24 protein-coding genes are annotated in these 21,753 nt (G+C 64.3%); 8 read left to right on the top strand and 16 right to left on the bottom strand.

Annotated elements, in window-relative coordinates:
- Positions 1-108: 108 nt before the first annotated feature.
- A complete protein-coding gene (locus JWQ24_RS08065) occupies positions 109-309 on the top strand; it encodes a hypothetical protein (protein ID WP_299806451.1) in 201 nt (66 codons plus the stop codon).
- A gap of 3 nt (positions 310-312) precedes the next feature.
- Here the strand turns inward: JWQ24_RS08065 and JWQ24_RS08060 are convergent, their stop codons facing one another.
- The 8 genes from JWQ24_RS08060 to JWQ24_RS08025 form a co-directional block, all read right to left on the bottom strand.
- Entirely contained in the window at positions 313-1,044 is a 732-nt protein-coding gene (locus JWQ24_RS08060; protein WP_299806449.1) for a DUF2786 domain-containing protein, read from the bottom strand.
- A gap of 11 nt (positions 1,045-1,055) precedes the next feature.
- Complete coding sequence (locus JWQ24_RS08055; protein ID WP_299806448.1) at positions 1,056-1,430, bottom strand: (2Fe-2S) ferredoxin domain-containing protein; 375 nt, start codon at positions 1,428-1,430, stop codon at positions 1,056-1,058.
- 17 nt (positions 1,431-1,447) lie between these two features.
- The gene (locus tag JWQ24_RS08050) at positions 1,448-2,227 is read right to left on the bottom strand and encodes an ABC transporter ATP-binding protein (RefSeq protein ID WP_299806447.1); all 780 of its coding nucleotides are present in this window, start codon (positions 2,225-2,227) and stop codon (positions 1,448-1,450) included.
- Positions 2,227-3,282, bottom strand: a complete 1,056-nt coding sequence (locus JWQ24_RS08045; protein WP_299806446.1) for a dihydrodipicolinate synthase family protein — start codon at positions 3,280-3,282, stop codon at positions 2,227-2,229. The genes JWQ24_RS08050 and JWQ24_RS08045 overlap by 1 nt, the downstream gene beginning before the upstream one ends.
- 4 nt (positions 3,283-3,286) lie before the next feature.
- Positions 3,287-4,108, bottom strand: a complete 822-nt coding sequence (locus JWQ24_RS08040) for a GNAT family N-acetyltransferase (RefSeq protein WP_299806444.1) — start codon at positions 4,106-4,108, stop codon at positions 3,287-3,289.
- Entirely contained in the window at positions 4,095-5,132 is a 1,038-nt protein-coding gene (locus JWQ24_RS08035) for an NAD(P)-dependent oxidoreductase (protein WP_299806442.1), read from the bottom strand. Before JWQ24_RS08035 ends, JWQ24_RS08040 begins: the two co-directional genes overlap by 14 nt.
- 15 nt (positions 5,133-5,147) lie before the next feature.
- The gene (locus tag JWQ24_RS08030; RefSeq protein WP_299806440.1) at positions 5,148-5,921 is read right to left on the bottom strand and encodes an ABC transporter permease; all 774 of its coding nucleotides are present in this window, start codon (positions 5,919-5,921) and stop codon (positions 5,148-5,150) included.
- Positions 5,922-6,172: 251 nt separating this feature from the next.
- Positions 6,173-6,820, bottom strand: coding sequence for a TetR family transcriptional regulator (locus tag JWQ24_RS08025; RefSeq protein ID WP_299806438.1), 648 nt, complete (start codon positions 6,818-6,820; stop codon positions 6,173-6,175).
- Between the two features lie 103 nt (positions 6,821-6,923).
- Here JWQ24_RS08025 and JWQ24_RS08020 point away from each other — a divergent pair, with 103 nt between their 5' ends.
- Positions 6,924-7,928: an ABC transporter substrate-binding protein gene (locus JWQ24_RS08020; protein ID WP_299806436.1), complete on the top strand. Its 1,005-nt coding sequence runs from the start codon at positions 6,924-6,926 to the stop codon at positions 7,926-7,928.
- Positions 7,929-8,000: 72 nt separating this feature from the next.
- Here JWQ24_RS08020 and pyrC read toward each other — a convergent pair whose 3' ends face one another.
- Positions 8,001-9,095 (bottom strand): dihydroorotase, encoded by a 1,095-nt coding sequence (pyrC, locus tag JWQ24_RS08015; protein ID WP_299806434.1) that lies wholly within the window; start codon positions 9,093-9,095, stop codon positions 8,001-8,003.
- 364 nt (positions 9,096-9,459) lie between these two features.
- Here pyrC and JWQ24_RS08010 point away from each other — a divergent pair, with 364 nt between their 5' ends.
- Positions 9,460-10,236 (top strand): SDR family oxidoreductase, encoded by a 777-nt coding sequence (locus tag JWQ24_RS08010; RefSeq protein WP_299806432.1) that lies wholly within the window; start codon positions 9,460-9,462, stop codon positions 10,234-10,236.
- Between the two features lie 94 nt (positions 10,237-10,330).
- A complete protein-coding gene (locus JWQ24_RS08005) occupies positions 10,331-11,113 on the top strand; it encodes a sulfite exporter TauE/SafE family protein (protein WP_299806430.1) in 783 nt (260 codons plus the stop codon).
- Between the two features lie 23 nt (positions 11,114-11,136).
- Here JWQ24_RS08005 and JWQ24_RS08000 read toward each other — a convergent pair whose 3' ends face one another.
- The 3 genes from JWQ24_RS08000 to tenA all read right to left on the bottom strand — a co-directional run bounded on the left by JWQ24_RS08000 (position 11,137) and on the right by tenA (position 13,701).
- Positions 11,137-12,120, bottom strand: a complete 984-nt coding sequence (locus JWQ24_RS08000; protein ID WP_299806428.1) for a tripartite tricarboxylate transporter substrate binding protein — start codon at positions 12,118-12,120, stop codon at positions 11,137-11,139.
- Positions 12,120-12,914, bottom strand: coding sequence for an alpha/beta hydrolase (locus JWQ24_RS07995; protein ID WP_299806426.1), 795 nt, complete (start codon positions 12,912-12,914; stop codon positions 12,120-12,122). The genes JWQ24_RS08000 and JWQ24_RS07995 overlap by 1 nt, the downstream gene beginning before the upstream one ends.
- A 124-nt stretch (positions 12,915-13,038) precedes the next feature.
- Positions 13,039-13,701, bottom strand: coding sequence for a thiaminase II (gene tenA / locus JWQ24_RS07990; protein ID WP_299806424.1), 663 nt, complete (start codon positions 13,699-13,701; stop codon positions 13,039-13,041).
- A 121-nt stretch (positions 13,702-13,822) separates the two neighbouring features.
- Between tenA and JWQ24_RS07985 the strand changes: the two genes are divergently transcribed.
- Positions 13,823-15,124 carry a sorbosone dehydrogenase family protein gene (locus JWQ24_RS07985; protein WP_299806422.1) on the top strand — a complete coding sequence of 434 codons (1,302 nt, stop codon included), beginning with the start codon at positions 13,823-13,825 and terminating at the stop codon, positions 15,122-15,124.
- A gap of 99 nt (positions 15,125-15,223) precedes the next feature.
- On the top strand, positions 15,224-15,445 hold the full coding sequence (locus JWQ24_RS07980) for a hypothetical protein (protein WP_299806420.1): 222 nt from the start codon (positions 15,224-15,226) through the stop codon (positions 15,443-15,445).
- Between the two features lie 57 nt (positions 15,446-15,502).
- On the opposite strand, the gene JWQ24_RS07975 is transcribed toward JWQ24_RS07980, so the two are convergent.
- The 4 genes from JWQ24_RS07975 to JWQ24_RS07960 form a co-directional block, all read right to left on the bottom strand.
- Complete coding sequence (locus tag JWQ24_RS07975) at positions 15,503-15,889, bottom strand: hypothetical protein (protein WP_299806418.1); 387 nt, start codon at positions 15,887-15,889, stop codon at positions 15,503-15,505.
- Between the two features lie 194 nt (positions 15,890-16,083).
- Positions 16,084-16,881 carry an ABC transporter ATP-binding protein gene (locus JWQ24_RS07970; protein ID WP_299806416.1) on the bottom strand — a complete coding sequence of 266 codons (798 nt, stop codon included), beginning with the start codon at positions 16,879-16,881 and terminating at the stop codon, positions 16,084-16,086.
- A complete protein-coding gene (locus tag JWQ24_RS07965) occupies positions 16,875-17,915 on the bottom strand; it encodes an ABC transporter permease subunit (RefSeq protein WP_299806414.1) in 1,041 nt (346 codons plus the stop codon). The genes JWQ24_RS07970 and JWQ24_RS07965 overlap by 7 nt, the downstream gene beginning before the upstream one ends.
- Entirely contained in the window at positions 17,893-18,990 is a 1,098-nt protein-coding gene (locus JWQ24_RS07960) for an ABC transporter substrate-binding protein (protein WP_299806412.1), read from the bottom strand. Before JWQ24_RS07960 ends, JWQ24_RS07965 begins: the two co-directional genes overlap by 23 nt.
- Before the next feature lie 689 nt (positions 18,991-19,679).
- On the opposite strand from JWQ24_RS07960, the gene JWQ24_RS07955 reads away from it, so the two are divergent.
- Both JWQ24_RS07955 and greA read left to right on the top strand, forming a co-directional pair.
- The gene (locus tag JWQ24_RS07955; RefSeq protein WP_299806410.1) at positions 19,680-21,197 is read left to right on the top strand and encodes an ATP-binding protein; all 1,518 of its coding nucleotides are present in this window, start codon (positions 19,680-19,682) and stop codon (positions 21,195-21,197) included.
- A 49-nt stretch (positions 21,198-21,246) separates the two neighbouring features.
- A complete protein-coding gene (greA, locus tag JWQ24_RS07950; RefSeq protein ID WP_299806408.1) occupies positions 21,247-21,729 on the top strand; it encodes a transcription elongation factor GreA in 483 nt (160 codons plus the stop codon).
- Positions 21,730-21,753: the final 24 nt, after the last annotated feature.

Below are 21,753 nucleotides of genomic sequence, written 5' to 3'. Positions count from 1 at the left end.
CAAATCGATCGACCGACGAAACACGTTTGTTTCGTCGCGCCATCGGCCGGAAACCGGCGACTTCTATCCGTACGGCCATAGACGCCGCGCAGACGGCAGGAGGCCGCCATGAACCATTCGCTTCACAGTGCAGACAGGTCCACGCATCTCAAGATCGTCACGATGGCCCTGGTGGCCGGTATCGCCCTCGCCGGTTTTGGCGTCGCCGCCCGCAGCGGCGGACAGGACGGCGCCAGCCAGACCGCCAAGGTGATCAAGGCCGGCAAGCCGGTGATGATCACCGTCTCGGGCGATTCCGCCTTCCGCTAAGGGCTATTTCCTCGACCTGCCCGCGCCGCCGATCCCCGGATGGATCGCGAGCGACGCGCCGGCCAGGCCACCGGCCTCATAAGCGGTCATCGACACCATGCGGCGACCGCCGCGCGCGGTCTTCAGGTTCATATCCAGCTTTGCGAATTCCGCCTCGACCACCGACGCCTTGACCGCGACCAGCGCGCGGCCGGAGGTCTGGCCGACATGGTCACGCTCTGCTTTCATCGCCAGCAGCTTGTCGGCGATCGACGCCACCATGCCCAGCGAGAACGACGAATTCGCCAGATGCCGTTCGTTGTGGCGGAATTTCTGGTATTCGCGCGAAGTCTTGAAGCGGCCGGCCTCGCTGCGCACCGCGGTATCGACCAACTCGGTCAGGTAGTGCGCGACCTCGATGTCGGAGCGCAGGCCGAAGAACACATAGCGGCTTTCGCCGACCTCATTCTTCTCGCGCCACACCCGGCGATCGCAGAAATGCGCGATGGCGCCGATGCAGTCGTCGAGCGGGATGCGCTTCTTGCGGAAGGTCTCGAAGCTGCGCCGCTCGCAGGTAGCTTCGCGGATCTCGACATCGGTCAACGACAGGTCGTAGCGGTCGAGCAATTCGGCGACCTTGGCGGCGGCCGACAGCGCCTCATCCTCGGTACAGCCATTGTCGATGGTCTTGGCGCGCAGCGCCTGAATCCGCGCCTTCAGCTTGTCGAGCGCGGTGGGGTCGGAATGTGCGTCCACGGAGAGAGCCTCTACTTGCCGCCTCGAATGCCGGAACTCTCCGGCATCAGGATTGCGGCAGCATTAGCGGCTGAATCGCCATCCGCCAACAAAAGGTACTGGCCGCGCTCAAGCGTCGCGGGGCTCGCGACGACGACGGCGCGTTTCGGGCATATGCCCATGCAGCCCGTCAGCACGATGCGCGGCGGTTTCATGGCGCGCCCGGCGCCGAGCCGCCTGGCTTCGGATTTCAAGCCGCGCCGCAGTGCTTTGCCGTCGTCAATGCGACCGAGGCATTTCTTGTAGACGAAGATCGGCGGGGAGCGGCGCGGCTGGATGGTGACGACAGAAGGTTTCGGCATGGCCGGCATATAGGAATGCCCGCCGCGCGCGGTAGGGCGCGGCATGGGGGAACCCGGCCGCCTCAGTGGCCGGAACTAAGCCCCAAGCCTGCATAGATGCGGCGCGCATAGACGCCGAAGGCGTCGGTAGTCTTTATGTCCAGCGTACGCGTCGCCGGCAGATCGATCGGGAAATACTCGGCCATCCGCGCCGGGCCAGAGGTCAGCACCGCGCAATGCGAGGCGAGGAACACCGCCTCCTGGATGCTGTGGGTGACGAACAGGATCGTCTTGCCGCTTTCGCGCCAGATCCGCAGCATTTCGAGGTTCATTTGCTCGCGCGTCAGGGCGTCGAGCGCGCCAAAGGGCTCGTCCATCAGGATCAGCTTGGGATCGTGGATGAACGCGCGCGCGATCGCCGTGCGTTGCTGCATGCCGCCGGAAAGCTGCTGCGGGTATTTGTCTTCATGGCCTTTGAGGCCGACGAGATTGAGCAGATCGCGGGCGCGCGAACGCGCCGCCTTCATCGGCAAGCCGACGATCTCGGCCGGTAACAGCACGTTGTCGAGTATGGTGCGCCACTTCAGCAGCAGTGCCTGCTGGAACACCATACCGATGTCGCGGGCGGGATCGAACGGTGTGGTCGCATTGCCGATCTGGATGGTGCCGCCATCGGCGCTGTGCAGGCCGGCGAGAATCTTCAGCACCGTGGTCTTGCCGCAGCCGCTTGGTCCGACCAGTGACACCAACTCGCCCTCCTGCACGTCCATCGTCACGTCGGAGACAGCGAGGAATTCCTTGCCCTGCGAGCGGTAGACCTTGCGGACGTTGCGCAGGCGGATGAAGGGCTCGCGCTCGGTCATCAGGACAGCCACTTCTGCAGGTTCGCGGCGACAAAATCGTCGTCGCTGAGATCAGCATGTTCGCGGCAGACGCGGTCGATCTCCTGCATCTGGCCGGGGCCGAGGCTCTCAGCTGGATCGAGGCACCAGATGCCTTTCAGCAGCCCCTGCCGCCGCAGGATCTCGTGGCAGCCGGCGATGCAGCCGTGGAAATCGTTGGCGACGTCGAAGAACGCGCTGTTGCAATCGGTAACGCGGGCATCGAGCGCCAGGAGGTCGGCGGGGAGAACGCCCTTGCCGCGCGCGGCCTTGCACATCTCGAACTGTTTGACGGCACTCGACGTCCATACCGACCAGTGGCCGAGCAGGCCGCCGCGAATATTGACGCGCGTGGTGACGCCGCCGTCGCGCAGGTCGAAGGGCAGCGTGAGGTCGAGCAGGATGTGATCATCGTTGCCGGTATAGAGCGTGACGCGGTCCAGCGCGCCGGCGGCAAGTACACCGCGCAGCACATCGAGCGTGCGGTAGCGGTTGAACGGTGCCATCTTGATGGCGATGACATTGTCGATCGCGGCGAAACGACGCCAGAAATTCGAGCTCAGCAGCAGTCCGCCGACCGCGGGCTGCAGATAGAAGCCGATCAGCGGGATCTCACGGGCAACCGCCTCGCAATGCGCGATGATGTCATCTTCGGAGGCGGATTTCATCGCGGCGAGGCTGAGCAGGCCGGCGTGATACCCGATCCCGCGCGCGGTTTGCGCTTCGGCGACGGCCTGCGCCGTCGGTCCTGCCAGACCCGCCACCAGAGCCATGGGCTGCGAGGTCCAGGCGGCCGCGGTTTCGGCGGCGAGTTCGAGCACCGGACGGTACAGCCCGACCTCGCGGATCGCGAATTGCGTGGTGTGGACGCCGACCGCCAGCCCGCCGACACCAGAGTCGACGTAATAGCGCGTCAGCGCGCGCTGATGCGTAGTGTCGAGTTGTCCGGCCGCATCGATCGCCAGCGGATGCGCCGGGATCACCGTGCCCTCGGCGATCAGGCGCCGGACGTCCGAATTCATCTCACTGTGATGCATGGCGCTATCCATATTCCGGGCCGGCGCCGGCGAAAGCCAACTCCGGTCCTGTGGCATTGATCAGGCCGAACCGCATGCGCTGGAACGGACGTTCATTGGACCATCCGGCCGCGGCGAGTTCGTCGATCAACTCGCTGCGAGCGTTGTTCAGATCGAGCAGAAACGGGCCGGTTTCGGATTGCACGATCGCCGCCAGCAGCCGCGCCGCCGATGACGCATCGTCCGCCATCAGCGGTCCGATATGGCGGGCTGTACGACCGTCACGGATCAGCGCGATTGCGCCGTCTTGCGCAACGATGCATGAGCCCGGACGGCCAGATAATTCCAGCAGCAAGGCGCTGCGGTCAAAACCCATCGCTCGAAAGTCTCGCCGCAGAAGCTCACTTATGTCGCCCGCCGGCAACGCCGCCTGCATTGCGCCGCCGCCTGCAAACCGCATCCGCTGAGAGCAGCCCGCCGGCGTAAAGCCGAGCGCGCCGTAGACCGTTGCCCCCGCAGGCGTCGCATCGAGCCAGGCGGTGCGTTTCTGCCGCGTTGCTTCGTTTATACAGGCGTCAACCAACCGGGTCGCGAGACCGCGGCGCTGCCGACTGGCCGTGACGAGCACCATGCTGATCCATGCATTGCCCTCCGCAAAAGGCAGCAGCGCCGCCGTAGCGATCAGGCCGATATCGCGTTCGACAATGCCAAACACGATGCCGCGCGTGAGGAAGAACCGCCAATCGGCTTCGTTCTGATTCCAGTGCGCCTCGGTCGACAGCGCAAGGCCGGCCGGCGCATCGCCGATCGACAGCCGGATGATCGCAGGCCCGTCAGTATCGTCCATCGCGGACCTCGTATTTGGTCGGCTTGCCCAGGCTCGGCATCGAGCGCGCCACCCAGTCCGTGGTCCATGCGATCATCTGGTCGACATCGACGATCGGCAGGCCAAACAGGCTGGTCGCCAGCGACACGTCGGTGAGCCAGGCGGTTGGCTGCTCGGTACCGGTGATGATGGGCGAGCGGCCCAGTCGCGCACCGATTTTCGCGGCGAGATCGCGCACCGCAAGTATCTCGTGGCCGCTGACATTGATCGGCGTGGTCGGTGTGTCGCAATGCGCGAGGCAGCGCAACGCCTGCGCCGCGGCATCGCCCTGCCAGATGAAATTGACATGGCCGAGACTGACGTCGATCGGCTTGTCCTGCATGATCTTCATCGCGATATCGTGCAGCACGCCGTAGCGCATATCGATGGCGTAGTTCAGCCGGAACAAACGGCCGGGCGTATCGAACTTGCGCGAAAAATACTCGAACATCCGCTCACGGCCGACGCAGGACTGGGCGTATTCGCCGGGCGGATCGGGCTGCACGCTCTCATCCGCGCCTTTGCCCGTCACTGGCACGAAGGGATAGACGCACCCCGTCGAGAAGGCGACGATCCGGCTCTCCGGAAACGCCTGCGCGATCAGGGCCGGCACGTGCGCGTTCATCGCCCAGGTCAGGGACAGGTCGCCTTCGGCGCCGAACTTGCGGCCGGCCATGAAAATGATGTTCGGCGATTTCGGCAACGCCTTGATGGCCTCCTCGTCGAGCAGGTCGCAGCTGATCGTCTCGATGCCGCGCGCCTCGAGCCAGGCTTTCGCCTCGGGATCGCTGAAGCGCGCGACGCCGATGACACGGCGATCCGGCTGCGCCGCCTTGGCGAGACCGGCCAGCGTTGGGCCCATCTTGCCGGCGACGCCGAGGATCATGATGTCGCCATCGAGACCGGCGAGATCGTCGATCAGCGCCTGGCTCGGCCGGCACAACAGGTCATCGAGCGCGGCGATATCGGGAATGGTGTCCGGCAGAGTGTCTCGGGTGAGCAGCATGTCTTGTCCCTGAAATTATTGTTGCAGCCGGACATCGCGCACCACGAACATCCGTTCGAGGGCGAGCACCAGACCATAGAGGGCGACGCCGAGCAGCGTCAGCAGCACCACCGCCATCAGCATCGCCGGCGTATCGAGCGACGACTGCACCTGGATCATCAGGTAGCCAAGGCCGCGCTCGGAGGCGATGAATTCGCCGACCACGGCGCCGGCCACGGCCAGCACCGCACCGACCTTCATGCCGGAAAACACATAAGGCAGCGCGCCCGGTAGCTGGATCTTGCGAAACAGCGTCCACCGCGAGCCGCGCAACGACTTGACGAGATCGAGCAGGTCCGGCTCGACCTCATTGAGACCGCGCGCCGTGGTCAGCAGGATCGGGAAGAAGCAAATGGAGAAGGCGATCAGGATATTGGGGAAGATGCCGTAGCTGAACCAGACGATGAACAGCGGCCCCAGAGCGACCTTCGGGATCATGTTGAGCGTGACGAACAGCGGCAACAGCGCCAGACTGAGCAGTGGCGACCAGCAGAACAGCACCGCCATGCCGACGCCGACCAGCGCGCCGAGCGCGAAGCCGCCGAGAATTTCGACCGCCGTGACCGCGGTGTTGGACAGCCAGGCATAGTTCGATTGCGCCAGCGTCTTCACCACCGCCAGCGGCGACGGCAGCACAAACTTCGGCACCTGGAACGCATCGACCAGCACCTGCCACAGCACGATCACGGCAAGATGCACGATCACGATGATCGCCAATGACCGGGCCGTCCGCATTCCGTCGCTGGACACTGCGTGCTCCTTATCCCGTACCGCGCGATGGATACCGCCGCGGAACCGGGGGTAGCCTAGCGGCATCAGAAACAGGTTTCAACCATCTGGTTGATTATTTTGAAGGCTGCGGCGGCGCGCCGGCCTCTCCCCCCGTCATTGCGAGGAGCGAAGCGACACGGCAATCCAGAAGGCCGCAAACGCAGGCTGGATTGCTTCGTCGCAAGGGCTCCTCGCAATGACGCAGAGAGGGCGCAGGCTTCCACTACCCATCACGGCCGCAGCGAATGCATGACCAGATCGACGACGTGCTTGCGCCGGGCGCGTATCGAGGCCGGACTGCCGAGATCCTTGCCGAAGATCGCGGACAACGTGGGCGTATTGGAAAAGAAGAAATAGCTCAGCCCGGCGATCGAAATGTAGAGGTGCACCGGATTGACGCCCTTGCGGAAAATGCCGGCCTTGACGCCCTCGCCAAGGATCTTCGACACCATATCCACCAGCGGCGAATGCATCGCCGTGAGCTTGCGGGAGCCGCTGACATGCGACGCTCCGCCGCGGTTCTCGTCGTTGAGCAGTACGATGAAATCCGGATGCGCCGCCAGATGGTCAAATGAGGCCTCGATCAGCTTTCGGATCGCCTTTTCGGGCGCAAGACCTTCCAGATTGAGCTCGCGCTCCTGGGCGCGGATTTCCTCATAGACCCATTCCAGCACCGCCAGGTACAGCGCGTCCTTGTCGCCGAAGTAATGATAGACCAGTTGCTTGTTGACGCCGGCGCGCGCGGCGATGTCGTCGACCCGGGCGCCGGCGAGGCCGCTTTGCGCGAATTCACGCCGGGCCGCTACCAGCAGCTTCTGCCGGGTGGCGACGGGATCGCGCTTGCGCGGTTCTGCGGCAGATAATCGTTGTTTCGGCATATCCAACCAGACAGTTGACAATTGGCGGCGTCCCTTGTTGCATTGGTAGACGCCGGCACGTGCGGCGGCAAGCACGGCCCCATATCATCTCAGGAGAGTTACCATGAAGCGCCTCAGGACCACCGCTCTGGCATTGGCGCTGCTTGCGCCGGCCCTGCCCGCCACCGCCGCCGAGTCTGTCAACCTGATCCTGAACTGGACGCCAACTGCCGACCACGCGCCGTACTACTATGCCAAGTCGCAGGGCTGGTACGAGAAGGCCGGCATCGACCTCACCATCGAAGTCGGCAAGGGCTCGGGGGTTTCTTCGGTGAAGGTCGGCTCCGGCGGTTCGGCTTTCGGCATCGCCGATCTTGCGACCATGCTGGTGGCGAAGAGCAAGGGCGCCGATGTCGTGGCGCTGATGAGCGTCTACGCCAACACCGGACAGACCTTCTACTGGCTGAAGAGCTACGGCGTCGACAGCCCGAAGACATTCCCGAACCACAAGATCGGCAACCCGCCCGGCGACGCCTCGCGCGTGATGTGGCCGGCCTTTGCCAAGGCCGCGGGCATCGCGCCGGACTCCGTGAGCTTCGTCAATATCGGCCCGACAGCCAAGATCGCCTCGCTGAAGAGCCACGCCGTCGACATCATCAGCGATTTCTACAATGAGCACGACCAGAAGGTGAAGGAGTTCGGCGACGACCTCGGCTACATCAACTGGAAGGACATCGGCCTCAACCCCTACGGCAATTCGGTGATCGTCAACGGCGCATACCTCGCCAAGAACCCGAAACTGTCGGAAGATTTCATCCGCATCAGCCAGAAGGCCTTCGCCGCCTGCGTCGCTGATTTTGATCCCTGCCTGAAGTCACTGCTCGACGCCGCCTCCGGCCTCGACAAGGAAAACCAGCAGAAGCAGTGGGAGCGCATCAAGTTCCTGATGACCGACGAATTCACCACCACCAAGGGCCTCGGCTGGATCGACGGCGGCCGCATGCAGAAGGACTACGAGCTCGTGCAGACCTATCTCGGCATGGAAAAGCCCTTCGCCGTGGACACCGCCTTCAACACCAAACTGCTCGACCCCGCGATCAAGATGGACGCCAGCAAGGTGAAGAAGTAGCGGCTTGAGCCAAGCTCTCCCGCCTGGCGGAGCCTTGCTTCGCTGGGCGGGAGAGCAAGAGTGGATCAACTTCTACCTGACGGTTTCACCAAGCGACCACGGCAGCATCTCGTTGCCGCGGAACACGACGATCTCGTCGTCTTCCACAGCGACCGCCGCGGGCAGCGCGCCGGGCTTGCGCAGCAGTTCGATCGTGCCTTCGTTCGGCGCGAGACCGTGGAAGCGCGCGCCGTTTAGCGAGGCGAAAGCCTCCAGATGCTGGAGCGCGTTCTCCTCGTCGAACACCTGCGCATAGGTCTGTAGCGCCGTGGCGCCGGCGAACACGCCGGCTGAACAGCAACTTGCCTCCTTGTTACTCGCTGTATGCGGCGCGGTGTCGGTGCCGATGAAGAAGCAGCTATCGCCCGACGTCACCGCGCGGCGCAGCGCCAGACGATGGTGCTCGCGCTTGGCCACCGGCAGGCAATACAGATGCGGCCGCAGCCCGCCCTGAAACAACGTGGTGCGGTTGATCATCAGATGATGCGGCGTGATGGTGCCGGCGACGCGCGGCGCGTGCGCCCGGACGATCTCCACCGTCTCCTGCGTGGTGACGTGCTCAATCACCACCTTGAGACCCTGATAATCCCCAAGGAACGGCAGCAGCACCTGCTCCATGAACACCGACTCACGATCGAAAATATCGACGGCAGGGTCGGTGGCCTCGCCGTGGATCAAGACCGGCATGCCGATCCGCTCCATCCGCTCCAACACTTTCTGGATCGCCTTGAGATCGCGCACGCCATGCGCGGAATTCGTGGTGGCGCCGGCCGGATAGAGCTTGGCGGCGAGCCAGACGCCCTCGGCATGCCCCTTCTCGATCTCGTCAGGCAAGGTCTGGTCGGTCAAATAGCACGTCATCATCGGCTGGAAGTCGCAGCCTTCCGGGCGCGCGGCGAGAATCCGCGTGCGGTAATCCGCGGCCATCGCCACGGTCGTCACCGGCGGCACCAGATTGGGCATCACGATGCCACGCGCGAACTGCGCCGTCGTGAACGGCAGCACCGCGCGCAGCATCGCGCCATCGCGCAGATGGATGTGCCAGTCGTCCGGCCGGCGAATCGTCAGGCTGTCAGTGGCATTGCTGCGCGGCTTCGCCGCGGCGTCAAACAGGGTGTCGAGTGTCATCAGACCGTCTCCGCAAGGATGTTGCGCATCACGGCAATGTCCTGCGTAAAGTCAACCGTCTTGATGAAGATCAACAATCGGCGACGCCCCCGGATTCGGGCCGCCGTCGCGGCGATGGCACGGCTGTTGCGGCGGCTCAGGCTGTTCGCACAACCTGGAGATTATAACGGGAACACCACGTAACCTCGGCCGTCACGCGCTGATGCCGGGAGCCGGCGACACAGCTGCGTTTTCCGGCGAGATCGCTTGTCGTGATCCGTGATCGCCGCTAGCCTCAAGCAGCTACAACCAGCCCATCTACAGATCTCGGGACGGCCGGCGCGCGGCAACATGGTCCCATCATTTCACGAAGCGGAAAGTCGCCATGGATCTCGATATCAAGGGTTTGCGCGTTCTTGTCACCGCCGGCGCCAACGGCATCGGCCTTGCCATCGCAAAGGCCTTCGCCGGCGAAGGCGCGCAGGTTCACACCTGCGATGTCGATGACACGGCGCTCGCCGCGCTGGCCAAGAGCCACCCCGCCATCACGCAAACCCGTTGCGACGTCGCCGACCGTCAGGCGGTCGCGAATCTGTTCGCGGAAGCCACCGCACAACTCGGCGGGCTCGATGTGCTGGTCAACAATGCGGGGATCGCCGGCCCCACCGCCAAGGTCGAGGACTTGCACCCCGAAGACTGGGATCGCTGCCTCGACATCTGCCTGACCGGCCAGTTCAACTGCACGCGCCTGGCGGTGCCGCTGCTGCGCGGCAGCGCCAATGCCTCGATCGTCAACATCTCCTCGATGGCGGGGAAGGTCGGCTTCGCGCTGCGGGCGCCCTATGCCGCGGCGAAATGGGGCGTCATCGGCTTCACCAAATCGCTCTCGATCGAACTCGGCCCCGACAATATCCGCGTCAACGCGATCCTGCCCGGCCTCGTCGCTGGCGACCGGCAGCGCCGCGTGCTCGAAGCCAAGGCACAGCAGCGCGGCATTTCCTTCGCCGAGATGGAGAAGACGGCGTTCTCCTACACCTCGATCAAGGACTACGTCACGCCGGAGCAGATCGCCGACCAGATCCTGTTCCTGTGCAGCCCGCGCGGACGCACCATTTCAGGCCAGGCGATCTCGATCTGCGGCGACACGCAGATGCTGGGATAGCGCCCGGCTCACGCCGGTCTGAACAAGATCACGGCGTCGACCACAATGCGACATTGCCTCTTCGCGCGGCGCTCGAAAAACGGCATGGTCGGGAATGCCTGATTTGTTTCTGTCTCTCGATTCGCTGGGCCCGTTGCTGACCCCGCGCCTGATCTGCCTGTCCATTGCTGCGGTGTTCGCCGCCGCGATCCTGCGCGGCTTTACCGGCTTCGGCTTCGCACTGGCCGCGGTGCCACTGCTTGGCCTGTTCATGTCGCCGACCCAGGCCGTGCCGGTGTCGATCGGGCTGCAACTGCTCGGCAGCCTGATCGACTTCCGCCACGCGACGAAATCCTGCCACTGGCCGTCGCTGCGCTGGATGATGCTGGGCGCGGCCATCGGCTCGCCGCTCGGCGCTCTGGTGCTGAACCACGTTCCCGCGCCCGTCGCGCGATTGGTGATCAGCGCCATCACGATGATGGCGGTGTTCGCGCTCGGCCGCGGCTTCGCACTCGCCGCCATGCCCGGCCGGGTGGTGACCACGATCACCGGACTTCTGGCCGGCCTGTTCAACGGCCTCGCCGCGATGCCCGGCCCACCCGCGGTGGCCTATTACATGTCGGCGCCGCTGCCGCGTACCACCGTGCGGGCCTCGCTGGTGGTGTTCTTCCTGCTGACGTCGGTGGCGGCGATGGCGTCGGGTATCGCGATCGGCCTGATCACGGTGCAGACGCTGTGTCTGTCGCTGCTCGGCCTGCCGGCGATGTGGATCGGCACAAGGGTCGGCCATATGGCCTTTGTCCGCAGCAACGACGCGATGCACCGCCACGTCTCGATCATCAGCCTCGGCATCATCGCGCTGGTCAGCGCCGCCAAGGGCATCAGCGAACTGCTCTGATCAGGTCATCTTCGCGATCGCGCTCAGTTCAGCTTGATATCGAGCGCCTTGATGATGTCGCCCCAGCGCTTGGTTTCGGATGCAGCGTAAGCGCCGAGTTGTTCCGGCGTCGAGGAGCGCACCTCGAACCCCATTGCCTCGAATTTGTTCTTGAACTGCGGCGCGTCGATGATGACCGCGAGTTCTGCGGCCAGCCGGTCCACCACCGGCTTCGGCGTTCCGGCCGTCGTATATAGCCCGGCCCAGATCGCGCTGAGCAATTTGGGATAGCCAAGCTCGGCGGTGGTCGGCACGTCCGGAATCGCCGGCGAGCGCTTCTCGGCCATCAAGGCGATCGCGCGCATCTGGCCGGCCTGCAGCATCGGCAGCGCGTCGGGAATCGACGGGAACATGACGTCGAGGCGGCCACCGAGCAGATCGGTGATCGCCGGCCCCTGTCCGCGATAGGGTACATGCATCAGCCGCGTGCCGACCTCGCGGTTGAACAATTCGCCACCGAGATGAGTCGGCGATCCCACGCCGGACGATCCGAAATTGAGTTTCTCGCCCTGCTGCTTGATGGCCGCGATCAGACCGACAAGATCGAGATCCTTGTACGACCCGCTGGCAGTAATGACCTGCGGGTAGATCGTCACGAGACTGAGCGGCTGGAAATCCTTGACCGGATCGTAGGACAGCTTGTCATAGAGATTGATGTTGGCGGCGTGCGTGCCTGTGGTCGCCATGTACAGCGTGGTGCCGTCGGGCGCGGAACGCGCGGCCTCGGTGGCGGCGAGGTTTCCGCCAGCACCGGGCTTGTTCTCGATCACCACCGGCTTGCCGAGCCGCTTCGACAGTTCATCGGCAATCACGCGGGCCTGGGTGTCGGCGCTGCCGCCGGCCGGAAACGGCACCAGGATGCGCAGATTGTGCGGCGGCCATTCCTGCGCCGATGCGGCCGGGGAAAACGACGCGGCCAGCAGTAAGGCTGCGGCGAACTGCAGTGCTTTGACGGAACGGGCGATCATCAAGACGAAACTCCCTGGAAGAAATCTATGGCGATCGATTCAAAAACCTCAGGCTCGGTGCGCGACAGCGCGTGGCCGCCGCGCGGCAGCCAATGTCCTCGCGCGCCAGGTATCAACCGGACAAACTCTTCCGAGAAATACTTCGGCGTCAGGATATCGTCGTCTGCGCAGACGACAAGGGTGGGAATCGCTATCCGCGACAGTCCGGCGCGGCGGTCGAAATTGAGAATGGCGTCAAACCGGCTGGACTGGATGGCGGCGCTGCCTAGTTGATCAGGCGTGACGCCTTCGGCCTCTGCGATCTCGATTTCATGGCTGTTGATCCAGTACGGCGGGTACAGCAGCAGCGTGCTGTATTGCGCGTAAGCCTCGACCCCGAGCTGGCTGAACAACACCGAGCGTAGTCCAAGGATCTTCCGCCGATAGGCGTCGCCGTGGGTCGTGCTGGCATAGATCATCATCGCGGAGATCCGGTCGGGATAATCCAGCGCCGTCGCCACGCCGATCGCGCCGCCGGTGGAGTGGCCCAGATACATCGCCTGCGGAAGCCCTGCGTCGTCCATCACCGCTACCAGATCCGTGGACATCTGCTCGATAGATTCCACGGCCTCGCGGCTCGACCGGCCGGTGCCGCGCTGGTCGAAGCGATAGACGGTGAAGTGTTGCGCCAGACCAGCCATATTCGGCGTCCAGTAGCTACCGACGCCACCGAGGCCCGCCCCTAGCACCAGCGCAGGGCCCTGCCCCTGCTTTTCCCAATAGAGAGAAGCACCACGTGACGTCGCAATCGGCATGAGATCAGCAATCCGTTTCAGGTCCAGCTAAGCAATCTACATGCCGTAGCCGCCCGAAATGCAATTCGACTTGCGGAGTGATACCCGACCCGGCTGCGGCATTTCGCAACTGCGCGCGCCTGGATCAGCCGCGACGCCAGCCCATTTCCCAGAAGTCGGCTTCAAGCCGGGTGGCTTCCTTGAAGATCGTGATCAGTTCGGTCTCGCGCGCCGGCGTGGCGTAGCGATCGGCGAGATGGTCGAGCTGGGTCCGCGCCTGCGCAGCGACCTCCTGATAGGCCGTGCCCGCATATTCCTCAATCCAGACGCGATAGGCATTGGTCGCGACGGCGGCCTTTGGATGCCCGGCAAGCCGCTTCGCTATTTCGGCATAGCCGATCACACAGGGTGCCAGCGCCACCTTGAGCCCCAGCAAATCGCCGCGCATTCCGGTGTCGAGCACGTAGCGCGTATAGGCCAGCGTCTCGGCCGCGGGCTCGGTGCGCTCAAGGTCGTCCGGCGAAAGACCCCAGCCGGCGCAGAGCTTCACATGAAGATCCATCTCGACGTCGAGAATGGCCGATACGCCGGCCGCAGCCGCGCGCATTTCTGCAAGCCGCGGCGCCTTGTAGATGGCCAGCGCATAAGCGCGGGCAAACTCGATCAGGAACAGGTAATCCTGCGCGAGGTAATGGCGAAAAGCAGCCTCGGCGAGCGAACCGTCCGCCAGTCCGTTGGTGAAGGGGTGCTCGGTATAGACCCGCCACTCGGAGGACGCCGCGGCCTTGAGGCGCTCGAATAAACTCATGATGTTTCGCCCGGTTGTTTCACCGTGAATGTCGTAGCCGTTCACCCATAGCACGTTGCATCGCGGTTGGACGCCGGTCCCGGTTTGCGGATAGGGTGCGCGCGATTCACAGGGGAATGACATGGGCTTGTCCGCAATTTTCGCGCGCGTCGTCGCACTCGTCGGCGGCGCTGCGCTGCAATGGCGCCGGTTGCAGGGCGTCCCGAGCCAGACCGCCTGGGGCAGCGCGCCGATCGTGCCGGCGGCAAAGCCGCAGGGCACCATCATGACACTGAAAATGCCGACCGCCCAGGGCTGGAGCGACGGCCACGTGCCGACCGTCGCGCCGGGGCTGAAGGTCAATGCGTTCGCGACCGGGCTGAAACATCCACGCTGGATTCATGCGCTGCCCAATGGCGACGTTCTGGTGGCCGAGGCGTCGCAGGTCGCGGGGCCTGTACGCAACATTTTCGGCTACGCGATGCAGGCGACGATGCGGCGCGCCGCAGCGCTCGGCGAAAGCGCCAATCGCATCACTTTGCTGCGCGACGAGAACCGCGATGGCGTCGCCGAAGTCAGCAAGATCTTCATGGAGGGACTGAACCAGCCGTTCGGCATGGCGCAGCTGCAGGACACCTTCTATGTCGGCAACGTCGATGGCGTGTTGGCTTTCCCCTATTCCGCAGGCGCGGACCGCATCATTGCGCCCGGCCGCAAGCTCACCGACTTCAAATCCGGCGGGCACTGGACGCGGAGCCTGCTGCCCAGTCCCGATGGTACGAGGCTCTTTATTGGCGTCGGCTCACTCAGCAACATCGCGGACATGGGCATGGAAGCCGAGCAAGGCCGCGCGGCAGTCTACGAGCTTGATGTCGCCAGCGGCGCCTGCCGTATTTTCGCATCCGGCCTGCGCAACCCGGTCGGCCTCGCCTGGGAGCCGCAGACCGGCGCACTGTGGACCGTGGTCAACGAGCGCGATGGCCTCGGCGACGAGACCCCGCCGGATTATCTGACCTCGGTACGCGACGGCGGTTTCTATGGCTGGCCGTATTGCTACTGGGGACAGACCATCGACGACCGCGTGCCGCAGGATGCGGCCCTGGTCGCCACGGCCATCACGCCGGATTATGCGCTCGGCGGCCACACCGCGTCGCTCGGCCTGTGCTGGCTGCCGGCAGACACGCTGCCGGGTTTCCCGGACGGCATGGTGATCGGCCAGCACGGCTCCTGGAACCGGAGCACGCTCAGCGGCTACAAGGTCGTGTTCGTGCCGTTCGTCGATGGTCACCCATCCGGGCCGCCACGCGATATCCTGTCGGGATTCCTCGCGGACGACGAGAAGGTGTCCTACGGACGGCCGGTCGGCGTCACACTCAGTGCCGATGGCGCGCTGCTTATCGCGGACGATGTCGGTGACGTAATTTGGCGCGTCACCGGCGCGTAACGACGCAACAGCGGACAAACAGCATTTGGCCGCAATGCCGTCGCAACAGCTTCATGGTTGCCCGGTAAAGCCTGCGCGAGGCACACAACGCAGGACGCCATGAATATCGATATCGACCAGGATCTGACCAACGACCAGTGGGACGCGCTGCGGGCGCTGCGCCCCATGGCGTCTCCTGCTGCCAGGCTGAACAACTATGTCCTGCAACAACTCAGCGCACTCGAACTTGTCGTGCTGTCGGACCATGCGCCGCGTCTCACCTCGAAAGGTCGCGCGGTGATGCTGCGCGGCTCGCCGCGGTTGTGGGACCTTGCTGCCTGAACCGAGACGTCGAAAACACCCGGGCCAAATGCAGGGTGCAGCGGACGCAAAGACGGATCAGGCCGAGCGTTCCGTCGCCACGCGCCGCCGCTCATTGCCCCCGACCACCCGTAAAGTGAAGCTTGCACGTTTCGGACTCGCGGGGGTTGACTGCGCAATCAGCGCGAGTTTCGGTGCCGTTGGTTTTTGCGGCGCAGGCAGTTCTATTCTGCGCAGCGCCGCGCGGCCCAGCGTCGTCAGTTGCCAGCCGGCGTCATCGCGCAACACAAAACCTTCGGTGAAAATGTCGAGGCTCGGCGCGCGTGCGGCGAGCTTCTTGAGGCGCTGACTCCAGGCAACGCCCGCGCCGCTGAGAATTGCGAGGTCCCTGTTCATGGCGGCGACGGTTGCTCGACCATCGGGATAACTCGCCAGAACTTTCAGAATCGCAACCTGTAATGACAACGCATACGCCCCACGCCGCCGGCTTCAATCCGGACGCTATTGTGACGGTATCTGCGTCGCTATGAAGCTGTCCACATGTTACGCAGTTGTGCACAGAACGCGTGCAGCAAGGTGGTGCACACGCTTGACCGCGTGCAGGCACGTCAAGGCCGCGCGACGCTGGCTGTTCGTCGTGCAGAGGCCTGTTTGCGGACTCACCACGTCGCATCCAACCCCAGCAGGCCCAGAATATCGCGGCGAAGTTCGGCCAGACGCGCGTCGCCGCGGTGCCGCGGATAGGGGCGATCGACGGCGATGTCGGCCGTGATCTTCGCCGGGCGATCGCTGAAGACAATGACGCGGTTGGCGAGGAATAGCGCCTCTTCGACATCGTGCGTCACCAATAGCGCGGTGAAGCCACTGCGCTGCCACAGCGACACCAGCTCGGCCTGCATGGTGATGCGCGTCAGCGAGTCCAATTTTCCGAGCGGTTCATCGAGCACCAGGATCTTGGGATCGTTGACCAGCGCGCGGGCCAACGCAACGCGCTGCGCCATGCCGCCGGACAATTGATGCGGATAGGCATTGCGGAACGCCGTGAGGCCAACGAGTTCGATCGCCGCATCCACGCGATGACGCTGGCTCTTCAGGATGCCCTGCGCTTCCAGACCGAGCGCAACATTGTCCCAGACCTTGCGCCACGGAAACAGCGTCGGGTCCTGGAACACCACGACGCGCGACGGGTACGGCCCGGTGATATCCACGCCGTCCTCGCGCAATGCCCCCGCACGCGGCGGCTCCAACCCCGCGACCAGCCGCAGCAAGGTCGACTTCCCGCAGCCGGATGGCCCGAGCAATGCGACGAATTCGCCGGGCGCGACCGTGATGCTGACGTCGTCGAGCACCGGCAGCACCTTTCCGTCGATGTCGAAGGCGTGGCTGACACCATCGATCTCCAGCGATGCGCCCGCTGAGGCGAGAGTGGCCTGTTCGGCCCGTGCTGCGGCTACCATTTGACGACACCTTTCTGCCAGACCAGCAGATGGTCCCGCACCTTGAACAACAGCGTGATCGCGCCGGAGCACAGCAGCGACATCACGATCAGCGCGGCATACATGTTGGCGTAGGCCGCCCAGCCCTGCGCCCATTGCAGGTACCAGCCGAGCCCGGCCTTGACGCCGATCATCTCGGCCACCACCAGCACGGCGAAGGACGAGCCGAGCCCCATGAACAGGCCGACGAAGACGTGCGGCAACGCCGCAGGGATCGCGACCTTCAGAACCAGAAACGACGGCTTGGCGCCAAGCGTCCGCGCCACGTCGTAATATGCGCTGCTGACGGAGGCTACGCCGGACCAGGTCAGCACGGTGACCGGAAAGCCGGTCGCCAGCGCGATCAGGAAGGTCGAGGCGCTCCAGCTCGACGGAAAGGTGAAGAAGGCGATCGGCAGCCACGCCGTCGCCGGCAAGGGACCGATGAATCGCAGGATCGGATGCACCCAGTAACCCGCGAGCCGCGACCAGCCGATCGACACGCCGGTGAGGAAGCCGACCGCGGCGCCGATGAAGTAGCCGCCGAGCTGCAGCTTCACCGAGGCAAACGCGCTGTCGAACAGCTTCGGCAGATCGTCGGTGTAGACCTCGACGATCGACTGCGGCGGCGGAAAGAACGGCAGCGGCAGCCAGCCGAATTTGGCCGTGGCTAGTTCCCACAGCGTCAGGAATCCACCGAGCGCCAACAGCCACGGCGCGCGTTGCTGCACCCCGGAACCAAACTTGCCAAGAATCTCCCGCGCGGTTGTCGCGATGACGACACCGGCGGCAATGACAAAGGCGACGTAAGCCACCGCCTCCGTGCGCGGCCAGTCGCCGATATCGGGCCAGGACAGGCAGGACAGGCCGAACGTCAGCCAGGCGAGCCCTGCAGCAATGCCGGAAAAACTGAAACGAAGCTTGCCCGCAAAGTGCAAGCCACTATCGCCGGCGACCAGCGCCGTCTCGTGATCCCCCGTGAAGGGGGCTGCGTTAGACGCGGAATACGTCGGCATAGATCTTCTCCGCAAATTTCGACGTGTCGGTACCGGGCTTGAACACGGAGACCTGCTTGAGATCGTCCGCGTAGGCCTTCAGTTCCTTCTTCAACGCGTCGCCTACGGGATGGTGATGATGCGTATGGTAGCGCACCATCGCCTGCAGATCCTCTTCGGACGTGCCCTTCGGGGCGTAAGGCTGGAATGACTTCGCCGCCTTGTCCGGATTCTGCGAAGCGAACATCGCGGCATCGAGCAGCGCTTGCGTCAATGCGCGCGCGACCAGCGGCTCATCGCGGATCAGACTGCCTCGCACGCCGACGATGCAGCAGCTGATATCCTTGTAGGGGCCATCAAGATTGGAGCCGACCTCCTTGAGTTCGCCGTCCTTCAGCCAGAGATAGGCCAGCGGATCGGACGCCAGTCCGATCTGCGCCTCGCCCTTCTCCACCGCGAGCCGCACCAGATTGCCGGGATATTGCCGCCACTCCACATCCTTCTCCGGATTGATGCCGGCCTTGGCGAGCTGGATCGAAAAGAAGTTCTTGTCGGGGCCAGCCATGTCGCCAACCGCGATCGTCTTGCCCTTAAAATCCGCGACGCTTTTGACATCGGACTTCGCTGGCGCCAGCGCGCGCAGGCAGCCGCCATGCGTGCCGGCAACGATCTTGACGTCAAAACCTTGCTCAAGCGGTTTCAGCCAGCGCAGCGCCATGCCGAGGCCAGCGTCGGTTTTGCCGGTCGCGATGGCTTCCAGCAGTTGGTCGGTCGAGCCGCTATAGTTGATGAGTTCGACATCGAGATTCTGCTTCTGGAAGAAGCCGTGATCGATCGCCACCGGCAGTGGCGCGAGGCAGACCGCGCCCGCGTTCCACGATAGCTTCAGCTTGCGCGGCGCGCCGGTGAGAGCGGACGCATCGGACGACGCCTTGCAGATGGGAAATTCCGAAAAGTCGATCGGCGACGCCGCACGGAATGGAAAGGCTTGCGCGCCCCAGACGCCAAGGGGGGCCGCGAGGGCCGCAGCAACGCCGCCACGCAGCAGACTGCGGCGGTCCAAACGTGCGGGTCGGCTTTCACCATCGTTCGACATATCTTCTCCTGCTTGAATGGGCACGGCTTCGCCGTCGCCGCAACACAAGGCGTTGCAGCCGGGCTTTTCCGGAGGTGATGACTATGATTTCCCGCGTTGCTTGAAGGACTAACAAACCATCGCCCGACGCGAAACCAGTGCGTCCAAAATGCGAGGCCGGAAGGTTTTCGTCAATGAAATGGAATTTTGAATGTTGATTGAAGTCGAGAGAATGCGCCCCCGATTTCAATCCGGCAGAGCCAATCGCTGCTGACGGAGATCGACGCGTGCCGGAACCGCTGAAAATCGGAATGTTCGAGATGCAATCCCGGCACAACGATTTGATACTTCAGTCACCGCGCGAACCCGACCGGCCACCGGACGCATCTACGCGCATCGCAAATAATGAGAGCATCAACAGCAGCGCGATAATGACGCTGCCCGGGCGCCGGCCCCACAAAGGTGGCGCCCCGTCGAACTCGCGCGTCGCAACGACCGGCAAGCCAACCCTGCCTGCACACCCTGAGCGGGTGACGGCAGCATACGCAACCCTTGAGGGCTCAATGCCATGGTAAATATTTGGTTAATAACCATGACTTCCCGGCGCATCCGTGCTGCGCGCGCCGGAACACGGGACGGCCGGCATGGGATGCTCGACGGGCTGCGATCGGATTGATAAGCCGCTCACTCAGGGGAGCCTTTGAGTCGATATGACCGTTGCGATCGAGATGGGAAGCACCACGGCTGGCGCCCCGGTGACCATGGACCTTGAAGAACTGCTGGCGACCCGCCTGCTGGTGCAGGGCAATTCAGGTTCCGGAAAATCCCATTTGCTGCGCCGGCTGCTGGAGCAGAGCGCCCCCTGGGTGCAGCAGACCATTATCGACCCCGAAGGGGACTTCGTGTCGCTGGCCGACCGGTTCGGTCACCTTGTTATCGATGCCGAGGAACACACTGAGCGAGGCCTGCAGGTTGCCGGCGAACGCGCCCGCATCCACCGGGTATCCACCGTGCTCAATCTCGAAGGGCTCGATGCCGAAAACCAGATGCGCCGCGCCGCGGCTTTTCTCGGCGGGCTGTTCGATGCGCCGCGCGACCACTGGTACCCGATGCTCGTAGTGGTCGACGAGGCGCAGCTGTTCGCGCCGGCCGTCGCTGGCGAGGTCTCGGACGAGGCAAGGAAGCTTTCCCTGAGTGCCATGACCAACCTGATGTGCCGGGGCCGCAAGCGCGGGCTTGCCGGCATCATCGCCACCCAGCGGCTGGCCAAGCTCGCCAAAAATGTCGCCGCGGAGGCTTCCAACTTCCTGATGGGCCGAACCTTCCTCGATATCGACATGGCACGCGCCGCCGACCTGCTCGGCATGGAGCGCCGCCAGGCCGAAGCATTCCGCGACCTCGAGCGCGGCCAGTTCATGGCGCTTGGCCCGGCGCTGTCCCGCCGCCCGCTTGGGCTGCGTATCGGGCCGACGGATACCCAGCCGCGCAATGCGACGCCGCGGCTGATGCCGCTGCCGGAATCGACAGCAGACACGCACGCCATGATCCTGGCGGCCCCGCCGCCGGAACCGAGCCGGCCGCAACGCCGGGCTTCTTCGCCGGACCTGCTCGGCCAGCTGATGGCGGCGAAATCCGCCGCGCTGGAGATTCGTCCCGAACCCGAGGAGCAGCCGCTCACCGCCGAGGAACTGGCCAAGCAGCGCGAGCGCGTCGATCTCATTCTGCGTGCCGTGATGGCGGAGCCCGAAGCCGGATTCCGCGTCGTCGGCGTGCTCTACCAGGAATTTGTGGTGCGCTGCCGCATCGGCGGCCTTGGCTCGGCCGTGCCGGACCTGAATGAATTCCGCCACATGCTGACGCGCGCCCGCGCTGGGCTCGGCTCGGATATCGCCGAAGACGACAGCTGGCAGGACGTTTCGGTCCGCGCCTCGATCCTGCCCGAGGATATGCAGGGCGTCTTCATGATGATTGCCCGTGCGGCGAAGGAGGGTTGGCCCTGCCCGAGCGACGCCACGATCGCCCGCGCCTATGGCTCGCACTCGTTGCGTCGCGCCCGTCGTTTGCTTAGCTATATCGAGGAGCAGGGCCTCATCGTCTGCCAGCTGGACGGCATCGGCCGGCGGACCGTGACGCTGGTCGAACTGGCTTGGGCGACGGCGCCGGGCGACCCCAATGCCGGAGAAGCAGCGGAGCAAGATTGCACTCCTGCGTCTGCGGTCGGGGGCTAAAGCTCGCGACCTGCGATGCCTGCCTGTCGCGAGCCAGAGGATTCAGAGTTTGAGCGTCGCTTTCACCAAGGAAGACAGTGCCGACACGGCATCGGAAACGATGTTGCCGGATCGCCCCGTTTCGCCGCATCAGAACCTTGTGACGCAAGCCGGGCTGAACGCACTGGAACTTCAGCTCCAGCAGGCGCGAGAAGCCTATGAGACGGCACAGAAGATCGAGGAAGTGAACGAGCGTCGGCGGCAAGGGGCCATCCCGCTGCGGGATGCGCGGTATTTTGCGGCACGGGTTCGGACGGCGCAGGTCATGCCGGATCCAACCTCAGCCGATACCGTTGCCTTCGGCGGCACCGTGACTTTCCGACGTGACGACGGACGCGTCCAGACTTACCGTATCGTCGGCGAGGACGAGGCAGACCCAAAGGCCGGTTCCATTTCCTTCATATCTCCGGTAGCAAGGCTCCTGATGGGCAAGGCTGTCGGGGATGTCGCCGGCTCATCCGGTCAAGAGCTTGAGATCATTACGATCTCGTAGCGCGCCCGCACCCGGAACATCGTC

It is taken from the genome of Tardiphaga sp., assembly GCF_028290495.1.
In the GTDB taxonomy this organism is placed as follows: domain Bacteria; phylum Pseudomonadota; class Alphaproteobacteria; order Rhizobiales; family Xanthobacteraceae; genus Tardiphaga.
The sequence above is the reverse complement of the archived record's forward strand: the minus strand, read 5'-3'. Positions and strand labels throughout refer to the sequence as shown.